This window comes from Halovulum sp. GXIMD14793 (genome assembly GCF_054457435.1).
Window position 1 is genome coordinate 1 of record NZ_JBTLNE010000089.1, and the last position, 10,223, is coordinate 10,223.

The window sequence follows — 10,223 nt, forward strand, 5'->3', positions numbered from 1 at the left end:
ATGCGGATGCGCCGCTGGGCGGACGCGGGCGTGTTGGACCGGCTGTTTGATGCGCTGCAAGAGCATCACATGATCCGCGTATCTGTCGATTGCCTGGGCCTCGACAGCACCAGCGTCAAAGTGCATCCTCCCTCTCAGTGATTGCTTTGCAATCACCTGCCGGGCAACGGACGGTAGCCGCGCGGCTGTCCTGTGCGGTGGCCGCCGCATGCAGGCTGGCGGTTTGGATGCGTCTTTGTTCTGTTTTGGATTTAGAACATATGACCGTCTTCGTCCGCCTTTTGGCCCGGATACATAAAATACCAGAATTTGGCGAACGTGTTGGTCATGAGGGAATGCGTAGCAAACCGATTGCGGCCTGTCACCGGATTTTTTCAGATTTTGCAGGTAGGGGCGTCTAAGCACCTATCCGGCGCCGTTGCGCTAAAACTCTCCATCGCAATCACGGTTAAAGTCGCTTGCAAGAATAAAACCAGTCTACTGGCGACCTCTGCCGCCACCTTCGCCCCTGTCATCCGTTGCAAGGGTTGGCGTATGCGCAGTTAAAAGGCATACTTTGCAATTCCAATAAAGATACTTTCCCGAAAGTCACCAGCCATGGATGTTATCAAGTTTTACAGGACCAGGGACGACTACGGTTGCTTCTCCAACTTTTCAGCCCACCCGATTGAACTGGACGGGAAAATCTGGCCAACGTCAGAGCACTACTTCCAAGCTATGAAATTCGAAGGACATCCCGATATGGAGGAGATCCGGCTTACGGGCTCTCCCATGAAAGCTGCAAAAATGGGACGAGACCGCAGCCGCCCGATGCGCGCGGATTGGGATAAGGTAAAAGATGATGTCATGCGCAAAGTGCTAAAGGCCAAGTTCGAACAGAACCTGGACGCAAAGGAAATTCTACTGGGAACCGGTCAGGCCCAGATCATTGAGCACACAAAGAATGACAGCTATTGGGCCGATGGCGGGGATGGCGGCGGAGCCAACATGCTGGGCGTTCTGCTGATGGAGCTGCGATCCTCAATGCAAAGCGGGTCATAGACCAAAGCCCCATAGTCTTCATTTTGACTATGTTTACAAGACGCTACGGACTTTACCAGCGTCTGAAGGGCAGTGATGCCGCCTGCCGCGCCTAGTGAAGCCATCAAACTAAGCTGCTGCATGATCCGGGCGCTTTCAGATATCGAAAGACAGCGCGTTTTCGATCACCTGAAGGTTGCCGTTGCGGTCGCTGATCACGAGGTCAAAGCGGATATCGGTGGTCGGTGGGTAGCCGTTCTCGGCCAGCCAGATTTCCGCTGCAGCCCCCAGTCGGGCCACCTGATGCTGGCTCAGGGCGTGGGCAGCGGCGTGCAGGCTGCGGGCGGCTTTGACTTCGGCAAAGACCAGGGTGCCTGTCAGTTGGATGATAAGGTCGATTTCCCCCGCTTCTGTTTTGGCGCGGCGGGCCAGGCAGGTGCCGCCTTGCGCTTCGTAATGGCGGGCGGCTGCATCCTCGGAGGTCAGGCCGTGCAGGTGGTTGGTTTGACCTTGCCGCCGCTTATCCGTCATTCGCGCGACAGTTCCAGCGCGCGGGCATAGGCCTGTTTGCGGGGCACGCCAAGTTCATCGGCGACCTCCTGCGCGGCATCCCTGACAGAGCCTGCCTGCAGGGCGGAGCGCAGCGCGGTGTCGATGTCGCGGGCATCTGCCTCGCGCGCTACGGGTGGGCCAATCACGATGACAATCTCGCCCTTTGGCGGGGTTTCGTAGGCTTCGGCTAAGTCTGAGATCGGGCCACGCCGGACCTCTTCGAATTTCTTGGTCAGTTCGCGGCAAATGGCGGCGGGGCGGTCGCCTAGCACCTCGGCCATATCGCGCAGTGCGGCTGCCAGCCGTTTGGGGCTTTCGTAGAGCACCAGCGAGGCGGGAACAGCTGCGAATTCGCGCAGGAAGCTTTTGCGGGCGGCTGATTTCGGCGGGGCGAAGCCTGCGAAAAGGAACCGGTCCGTCGGCAGGCCCGCAACGGCTAGTGCCGCCAGAACCGCCGATGCACCGGGCGCGGTCGACACCATGTGACCCTCTGCAATTGCCGCCTCAGCCAGCCGGTAACCTGGGTCTGCGATCAGCGGCGTGCCCGCATCTGAGACATAGGCAATCGTTTTGCCGTCCGCCAAGGACTGCAGCAGCCGGGGGCGGACTTGCGGGCCGTTATGGTCATGATAGGCGATCAGCGGGCGACCGGCGACCGGCACGCCATGCAGTTCCAGCAGGCGGCGGGCGTTACGGGTATCTTCGGCGGCCAGAATATCGGCCCGGCGCAGCACCTCTAATGCACGCAAGGTGATATCATCTGCGGTGCCAATCGGCGTCGCCACAAGATAAAGGCCGGGTTTCATGTCCATAAAGCATCACCTTGCGCAGGCGGCGGGTGGATCGTTTACTTGGCCGCGCTTGGCACGTAATGTGCGACAAAACCGGGTGGTGCAGCAAGGGACCGTCCGGATCGGTGACACACTGCTACGAACACTGGCATGAACAAGGTAAATCCATGGCGTTTTCCCGGCTCTTCCGTCCTCTTCTGGCCCTTGTGGTCCTGACCGGCCTGACGGCTTGTGACATGCCGCAGGGCGGCGGCAATTCTACGGCCGTCGATCCAGGCAAACCTGTAACGGTCGCCCTGTTGGTGCCCATGGGCTCAACAGATGCAGAGCGTAACGCCCTTGGCAAAAGCCTGGTGAACGCAGCAAAAATGGCCCAAACTGACCTGCAGGGCGTGACGATCGACCTGAAGGTCTATGAGACCGCCGGAGAGTTGACGACCGCTGGTGCCGCCGCAACCAAGGCTGTAGCCGATGGGGCCGATATCATTTTGGGCCCGCTTTTTGCGGATGCCACAACAGCAGTGGCCCCGGTGGCAGCGAATGCCAAATTGCAGGTTCTGAGCTTTTCCAACAACGCCACCGTTGCGGGCAACAATGTCTGGCTGCTGGGACCGACCTTTGACAATACCGCGTCCCGTGTCGCCGGGTTTGCCGCCGGTCGCGGCCTGACCGCGATGGGGATCGTGCATCCGCAAGGGATCGAGGGGGAACAGGCCCGTGACGCGATCCGTAATGCCGCCAATGCAAGGGGTGTTCGGATTGTGGGCGAAGGGGCCTATCCGCTGTCGGTACAGGGGATTTCCAACACCGCAGGCGGCATCGCCAAACAGATGCGCGGGGCGGGGGCGAATGTCATCGTCTTTACCGATGGGCCCACGGGCGGGCTGCCTTTCATCACCGAAACCCTGCGCGGCATGGGTGTGCGGGCCAATGCGACTCAGTTTGCAGGCATTCAGCGCTGGGATGTCAGCCCCGAGGCTCTGGCACAGCCGGGCATTCAGGGCGGCTGGTATGCGGCCCCTGATCTGGTGCTGACCCAGCGTTTCAACAACCGTTATGAAGCCGCCTATGGCGCGAAGCCTCATCCGCTGGCCCCGCTGGCGTATGACGGTCTTGCGGCCATCGGGGCATTGGTTGCCGAGGCGCAGGCAGAAAAGCGGCGGGATGCCTTCGCCCCCGTGCGCCTGACCGACCCCAAGGGCTTTGCCGGAGTGAACGGCATCTTCCGTTTCACCAATGGCGGCGGCAACCAACGCGCGTTGGCCGTATTTGAGGTGCGCGATGGCGAAGCCCGGGTGATCGATCCAGCCCCCCGCACATTCCCCGGCAACGGTGCCTAAGGCAGCCGCCACGGACCGGCCCGATCTTGGCCTGACCGGCGATCAGCTGCTTGACACAGCCGCCTTCGCCGCCAGCATTGCGCAGCGGGCTGAAACGGTTGCCGATCCGGCGGCCCTGCGCCCGTTTCTGGTCAAGGGGCTTAAAGAGGCAAATGACGCGGGCCGCGCCGCGATTGCTGCGGCCCTGTCCAAGACCCCTTATGCGACGCAGGATGCGATCCGTGCCTATTCCGACCTGACCGACCGGATCGTCACCCTGACCCTTGATCTGGCGATCCGCTATTTTCACCCCAACCCCAATCCAACGGCGGGAGAGCAAATCTGCCTGCTGGCGGTCGGGGGGTATGGCCGGGCCGAAATGGCCCCGTTCTCAGACGTCGATCTGCTGTTTCTGACGCCCTATAAACAGACCGCCTGGGGCGAAAGCGTGATCGAGACCACGCTTTATATCCTATGGGACCTGTCGCTGAAGATCGGCCACGCCGTGCGCACTGTCGATGACTGCATCCGTCTGGGCAAGGACGATATCACCATTCGCACGGCCCTTCTGGAACACCGGTATCTGACCGGGGCAAAGGAGATGGCCGAGCAGTTGAACAAACGGCTGTGGAAAGAGCTGTTTGACAAAACCGGCCCGCAATTTGTCGAGGCCAAGCTGGACGAGCGCGCGGCGCGGCACAACCGTCATGGCGGCTCCCGCTACGTTCTGGAACCGAACGTCAAGGAAGGCAAAGGCGGCTTGCGCGACCTGCAGACGCTGTTCTGGATCGCCAAATACCTGAACCATGCCACAACGCCCGAGGATCTGGTCGAGCGCGGCGTTTTCACGCCCGAGGAAATGGCTGTGTTCCGCGAAGCCGAGGCCTTTCTCTGGTCGGTGCGCGTGCATCTGCATCTATATGCGGGCCGGGCGAACGAACAACTGACCTTCGATGCGCAGGTTCATCTGGCCAAAACGCTGGGCTTTCGCGACAGTTCCGGCCAGCGCGGCGTCGAACGGTTCATGCAGACCTGGTTCACCTATGCGCGGCAGGTGGGGGAACTGACCCGCATCTTCCTGGTCGCGCTGGAAAGCGAACACGTCAAGAAGCCGCCCATGCTGACCCGGGCCATCCGTGCGGCCTTTGCGTTTGCCTCGGACAAACCGGCAGAGGGTTATTTCCTGAACAATGGCCGGCTGGATATGGACGACCCGGAGGCGTTCGAAAAAGACCCGATCAATATTCTGCGCCTGTTTCAGGTCGGCCTGAGCACCGGCGTTCTGATCCATCCCAATGTGATGCGACGTCTCACCAATTCACTGCATCTGATTGATGCCAAGCTTCGCAAGGATGCGGAGGCGAACCGCGTCTTTCTTGATATCCTGATCGACTCGGACGATCCGATCCGCGGTTTGCGGCGCATGAACGAAATGGGCGCGCTGGGTGCGTTTATTCCTGAATTCGGCCATATCGTCGCGATGATGCAATTCAATATGTATCATCACTACACGGTGGACGAGCATACGATCCGTTGCCTTGATCATCTGGTACAGATCGAGGCGGGCGCGCTTGCCGACGAGCTGCCCCTGGCGACTGAAATCATGGCCAAGGGCGTCAATCGGCGGGTTCTGTATCTGGCATTGTTCCTGCATGATATCGGCAAGGGTCGGGAGGAAGATCATTCCGACGTGGGCGCGCGTATTGCGGCGCGAGTTTGCAAACGCATGGGCATCCCCTCGGACGAGACCGAGACGATTGTCTGGCTGGTGCAAAACCATCTGCAAATGTCCGATTTCGCCCAGCGGCGCGACCTTGCTGATGCGCGGACCATCTCGGATTTTGCACAGATCGTGCAAAGCCCGGCGCGACTGAGATTGCTTTGCGTGCTGACCGTCTGCGACATTCGGGGGGTCGGCCCGGGGGTCTGGAACAACTGGAAGGCCATGCTGCTGCGCGAGCTTTATGCGCGGACCTATGATCATCTGACCAGCGGTGATGAGCGCAGTTCGCGCCCTGAAAGGATCGACGCCGCCAAACAGGAATTTGCAGAAGCGCTGTCAGGCTGGTCCGAAGCGGCGATCGAGGCGGAAACCAGACGGCATTACGATTCCTTCTGGCTGGGCATGAGTATCGAAGCCCAGGTGCTGTTCACCGAGTTGCTGGCCCAAAAGCCCGACGTGACCCCGGCCATCGACATCGCGCAGGATCCGGCGCGCGACGCAACCCGGGCCTGTTTTTCCATGGCCGATCACCCGGGCGTCTTTTCCCGGCTGGCCGGAGCGCTGTCGCTGGCCGGGGCCGATGTGGTGGACGCGCGCACCTACACGACATCGGACGGATATGTGACGGCCATCTTCTGGCTGCAGGACCGGGAGGGTCGTCCATTTGCCTCCCAACAGATGGCACGGCTGCGCAAAAGCGTTGCCCGAACATTGTCGGGTGAGGTGATCGCACAGGAAGAGTTCCGGACCAAAGACAAGATCAAGAAACGCGAAAAGGACTTCATCGTGCCGACCGAGATCACCATTGACAATGACGGGTCCGAGATCTGCTCTATCATCGAGGTCGACACCCGCGATCGCCCGGGACTTTTGTATGACCTGTCGCGCACCCTGACCGATTGCGGTATCTCGATCAGCTCTGCGCTGGTCACTACCTATGGTGAGCAGGCGGTGGACAGTTTCTATGTCAAAGACCTGTTCGGCCATAAACTGCATTCCAAATCCAAGCAGGAGCGTGTTGTGAACCGCCTGCGCGAGGCCATTCGGCAGGGCGCGGAAAGGGCAGCTGCGTGAGCCGCCGCATTCGCCTGCTGCCAGCGTTTCTGACGGTTGGGGTCTGGACGCTGGTCAGCCGTCTTCTGGGCTTTGCCCGGGATGTGCTGTTCGCGGCCTTTCTGGGGTCCAGCGCGGCGGGGGAGGCGTTCTTTGCCGCCTTCACCCTGCCCAATATGTTTCGCCGTCTGTTTGCCGAAGGGGCCTTTAACATGGCCTTTGTGCCGATGTTCTCGCGCCGGTTGGAACGCGGCGAGGACGCCGAAGGTTTTGCCCAGGAAGCCTTTGCCGGGCTGGCGACGGTTCTGATCGGGCTGACATTGCTGGCGCAACTGACGATGCCCTGGCTGGTGCTGATGCTGGCCTCGGGCTTTGCCGGGGATGAAAGGTTTGATCTGGCAACCGCGTTCGGCCGGATCACCTTTCCTTACATTATCTTCATATCGCTGGCCGCATTGTGCAGCGGGGTTCTGAATGCAACCGGCCGGTTTGCCGCGGCGGCGGCCGCGCCGGTTCTTTTGAACATCATTCTGGTTTCGGTCATGGCTTTGGGCCATTTTATCGGGGCCGATATCGTGCGTCTGATCGTATGGACGGTGCCGTTTGCCGGTATGGCGCAGCTTGCGATGGTCTGGGTTGCGGCGCGGCAGGCCGGTATCCGCCTGACCCCGCGCTGGCCCAGCCTGTCACCGGATATGAAACGGCTGGCTATCATCGCGGCCCCTGCGGCACTTGCGGGCGGCGTGGTGCAGATCAATCTGATCGTCGGGCGGCAGGTGGCCTCGCAGTTCGAGCATGCCTATGCGTGGCTGTTCTATGCGGACCGGCTGTATCAGTTGCCGCTGGGCCTTGTCGGGGTTGCCATTGGTGTGGTGCTGCTGCCTGATCTGTCGCGGCGTCTGGGTGCCGGTGATCGCGAGGGCGGTATTTCCGCGCTGAACCGCGCGACAGAGTTTGCCATGGTCCTGACCTTGCCTGCGGCTATCGCGCTGATGGTTGTGCCGCTGCCTTTGGTTTCGGTCCTGTTCCAGCGCGGTGATTTCAATGCGGCCGATACGGCCGCGACGGCGCTTGCCGTTGCGGTCTATGGCGCGGGCCTGCCTGCCTTTGTGCTGCAAAAGGTGCTGTCCCCGGTGTTCTTTGCGCGTGAGGATACACGCACCCCGTTTCGCTATGCCGTGGTGTCGATGCTGGTAAATGCCGCTGTCGCCATTGGCCTCGCCCCGGTTCTCGGCTTCTGGGCCGCGGCCCTTGGTACCACTCTGGCGGGATGGGCCAATGCGGCCCTGCTATGGCGCGGCGCAACCCGGATTGACGGAGCATTGCAAATTGACACCCGCCTGCGCCGCGCGCTGCCCCGACAGGTTGCAGCCGCACTGATCATGGGGGCGGCTGCATTCGGGCTGAGTTGGCTAATGTCGGATTGGCTGGCAGCACCAACGCTGCGCTACCTTGCATTGGCGCTGCTGGTTGCGGCCTCTGCCGCGATCTATGGGATTTGCGTTGTAGCCCTTGGCGGTATGCGACTGGCAGACCTTAAATCCGCATTGCGGCGCAGCGCTCAGGGGTAGGGTGGGTTTAAACCCACCCTACAGGGTTAGCGCTGCCGCAGACGCTGCACGAGGTGCCGCAGGTGCCCGGGAAATGTCGCCCAGCCCACCAGGCCGCCTGCAGCGAAGGCGGCCATTGTCGGCGCAATCTGTTGTGCAAGGCCAAGGGTCGGGTTTCCGGTTGCCTTGGAGACGCCAAAAAACGCCAGTTGCAGCACCGTCAGCACAATAAGCAAGCGAAACGCCTTGATCGGATGCTGACCCACGGCCCGTGCCTGCAACCATAGCAGCAAGGTCATCATGCCCATCAGACCGTAAAATATCTCTGACGCCCCGATCAGCCAGCCCCCATTTGCCACAAGCCCAAAGACCAACGCTCCGACCGCCGAGGACACCGCCATGCCCAGCATCACAGCCCAGGCCGGATAGACCCGTGCAACGAAATTGCCGATTGCCAGCAGCAGCACGACCCCAAACACGGCATGCATCAGGCTGAAATGCAGGAATGAATATCCGAAAAAGCGCAGCAGATCGCTTGTGAACCAATCGCCGCTCATCCGCATATGCTCAAACACCCGATCATTGAACCCGTAGTCGTTGATCGCCGTGTTGCGCCAGCCGACCCCGGCCTGCCCGCCGATTATCCCCCGCGCACCAGCCTGAAACACCACCTCAAGCCCGCCGATCACAGCCGCAGGGACCCAGACCACCGGCGGGACCGGATTGACCGGCAAGGCATTCGGATCGACCTCATTGGGTGGGGGTATCTTGCGTGCCATCCTGTGCGCTCCTGTCGTTCGGGCGGTTGACCGGGGCGGCATGCCCGCGATATTGAGCGGAACCTTTACCCGACCAACCGGACCTTGACCATGACCGACACTCATCCCCCGCGCGTCTTTTCCGGGGTACAGCCCACCGGCAATCTGCAACTGGGCAATTACCTTGGCGCCGTGAAACGGTTTGTCGACATGCAGAACAGTGGCACGGAAACCATTTACTGTATCGTCGACATGCATGCGATCACGGTCACCTGGCCCGGCGCAGTCGAGTTGAAGCGCGCCACACATGAGCTGGCCGCCGCCTATATCGCCTGTGGCCTGGATCCGGAAAAGTCGATCCTGTTCAATCAATCGCAGGTGTCTGCCCATGCGGAACTTGCCTGGATCTTCAATTGTGTCGGACGACTTGGCTGGGCGAACCGGATGACACAGTTCAAGGACAAGGCGGGAAAAAACGCCGAGAAGGCGTCGATCGGGCTTTATACCTATCCCGCGTTGATGGCTGCGGATATTCTTGCCTATCACGCGACTGCCGTGCCCGTTGGAGATGATCAAAAGCAGCATGTCGAGTTTACCCGCGACATCGCGATGAAGTTCAACAATGATTTCGGGGTGCCGGATTTCTTTCCATTGCCCGAACCGATCATTGAAGGCCCGGCGACGCGGGTTATGTCGTTGCGTGACGGGTCCAAGAAGATGTCGAAATCCGATCCGTCTGACCTGAGCCGGATCAACCTGACCGACGATGCCGACACCATCGCCAAAAAGTTCCGCAAGGCCAAAACCGACCCGGAACCGCTGCCATCCGACCTTGACGGGCTGGACGGGCGACCGGAGGCGGCCAATCTTGTGAACATCTTTGCCGCCCTGGCCGAGACCAGCCCGGAGCAGGTAATCCGCGATCATGGCGGGCAGGAGTTTTCGGCCTTCAAACCCGCGCTGGCCGATCTGGCGGTCGCCAAACTGGGACCGATATCGGATCGCATGTCGGAACTGATGGCCGATCCGGGCGAGATTGAGCGCATTCTGGGCGATGGGGCGGAGCGCGCTGCGGCTATTGCCGATCCTATTCTGGAGCGGACCTACGATATCCTTGGGTTCGTGCGCCGCTGTTAAGGTCTGGTCAGAAAACAAAGCTGCCGCTCTGAAAAGGGCGGCAGCTTACAGCAGCTTGCACGAGGCGGCGTCTGCATTTAGGGGTTCCCAAATCATCTCCTGTTTGATTCAAGATCAAAAACGGGAGGCGATCTTGAGCAGACGGACTTTAACAGACAGGCAGTCACTGCCCGGCAGGCGATTGCGCAGCAATCTGCCGATAGGGGGCGATCATTGAACCTTTGGTCCCGGGCAAGCAGGGTGACCGGGGCCGCACTGGCGCAGACAATCGGTTGTTCCTCGACGCGATCCTTTGGCTGGCGAGAGGGGCATCGCCCTGG

At 60.7% G+C, this 10,223-nt stretch carries 8 protein-coding genes and 1 pseudogene; 6 read left to right on the top strand and 3 right to left on the bottom strand.

Going from position 1 to position 10,223, the window contains the following annotated elements:
• Positions 1 to 597: 597 nt before the first annotated feature.
• Positions 598 to 1,041: an NADAR family protein gene (locus ACW9UQ_RS17650; protein ID WP_458932317.1), complete on the top strand. Its 444-nt coding sequence runs from the start codon at positions 598 to 600 to the stop codon at positions 1,039 to 1,041.
• Between the two features lie 135 nt (positions 1,042 to 1,176).
• Here the strand turns inward: ACW9UQ_RS17650 and ACW9UQ_RS17655 are convergent, their stop codons facing one another.
• Positions 1,177 to 1,551, bottom strand: coding sequence for a YraN family protein (locus tag ACW9UQ_RS17655; RefSeq protein ID WP_458932318.1), 375 nt, complete (start codon positions 1,549 to 1,551; stop codon positions 1,177 to 1,179).
• A complete protein-coding gene (rsmI, locus tag ACW9UQ_RS17660; RefSeq protein ID WP_458932319.1) occupies positions 1,548 to 2,384 on the bottom strand; it encodes a 16S rRNA (cytidine(1402)-2'-O)-methyltransferase in 837 nt (278 codons plus the stop codon). Before rsmI ends, ACW9UQ_RS17655 begins: the two co-directional genes overlap by 4 nt.
• 146 nt (positions 2,385 to 2,530) lie before the next feature.
• Between rsmI and ACW9UQ_RS17665 the strand changes: the two genes are divergently transcribed.
• From ACW9UQ_RS17665 to murJ, 3 genes are read left to right on the top strand one after another with little or no spacing between them, the layout of a single operon-like run.
• Positions 2,531 to 3,703 carry a penicillin-binding protein activator gene (locus tag ACW9UQ_RS17665; RefSeq protein WP_458932320.1) on the top strand — a complete coding sequence of 391 codons (1,173 nt, stop codon included), beginning with the start codon at positions 2,531 to 2,533 and terminating at the stop codon, positions 3,701 to 3,703.
• The gene (locus tag ACW9UQ_RS17670) at positions 3,696 to 6,479 is read left to right on the top strand and encodes a [protein-PII] uridylyltransferase (protein ID WP_458932321.1); all 2,784 of its coding nucleotides are present in this window, start codon (positions 3,696 to 3,698) and stop codon (positions 6,477 to 6,479) included. The genes ACW9UQ_RS17665 and ACW9UQ_RS17670 overlap by 8 nt, the downstream gene beginning before the upstream one ends.
• The gene (gene murJ, locus ACW9UQ_RS17675) at positions 6,476 to 8,029 is read left to right on the top strand and encodes a murein biosynthesis integral membrane protein MurJ (protein WP_458932322.1); all 1,554 of its coding nucleotides are present in this window, start codon (positions 6,476 to 6,478) and stop codon (positions 8,027 to 8,029) included. Before ACW9UQ_RS17670 ends, murJ begins: the two co-directional genes overlap by 4 nt.
• 26 nt (positions 8,030 to 8,055) lie before the next feature.
• Here murJ and ACW9UQ_RS17680 read toward each other — a convergent pair whose 3' ends face one another.
• Positions 8,056 to 8,787, bottom strand: coding sequence for a rhomboid family intramembrane serine protease (locus ACW9UQ_RS17680; protein WP_458932323.1), 732 nt, complete (start codon positions 8,785 to 8,787; stop codon positions 8,056 to 8,058).
• 90 nt (positions 8,788 to 8,877) lie between these two features.
• On the opposite strand from ACW9UQ_RS17680, the gene trpS reads away from it, so the two are divergent.
• A complete protein-coding gene (gene trpS / locus ACW9UQ_RS17685; protein WP_458932324.1) occupies positions 8,878 to 9,903 on the top strand; it encodes a tryptophan--tRNA ligase in 1,026 nt (341 codons plus the stop codon).
• A gap of 209 nt (positions 9,904 to 10,112) precedes the next feature.
• A pseudogene (locus ACW9UQ_RS17690) lies at positions 10,113 to 10,223 on the top strand (IS5/IS1182 family transposase); the annotation flags it as partial.

What these genes read in the sequence shown, in the direction of transcription:
- ACW9UQ_RS17650 (WP_458932317.1), top strand. Translation starts at nt 598, where the DNA reads ATGGATGTTATCAAGTTTTACAGGACCAGGGACGACTACGGTTGCTTC.
- ACW9UQ_RS17655 (WP_458932318.1), bottom strand. Translation starts at nt 1,551, where the DNA reads ATGACGGATAAGCGGCGGCAAGGTCAAACCAACCACCTGCACGGCCTG.
- rsmI (WP_458932319.1), bottom strand. Translation starts at nt 2,384, where the DNA reads ATGGACATGAAACCCGGCCTTTATCTTGTGGCGACGCCGATTGGCACC.
- ACW9UQ_RS17665 (WP_458932320.1), top strand. Translation starts at nt 2,531, where the DNA reads ATGGCGTTTTCCCGGCTCTTCCGTCCTCTTCTGGCCCTTGTGGTCCTG.
- ACW9UQ_RS17680 (WP_458932323.1), bottom strand. Translation starts at nt 8,787, where the DNA reads ATGGCACGCAAGATACCCCCACCCAATGAGGTCGATCCGAATGCCTTG.
- trpS (WP_458932324.1), top strand. Translation starts at nt 8,878, where the DNA reads ATGACCGACACTCATCCCCCGCGCGTCTTTTCCGGGGTACAGCCCACC.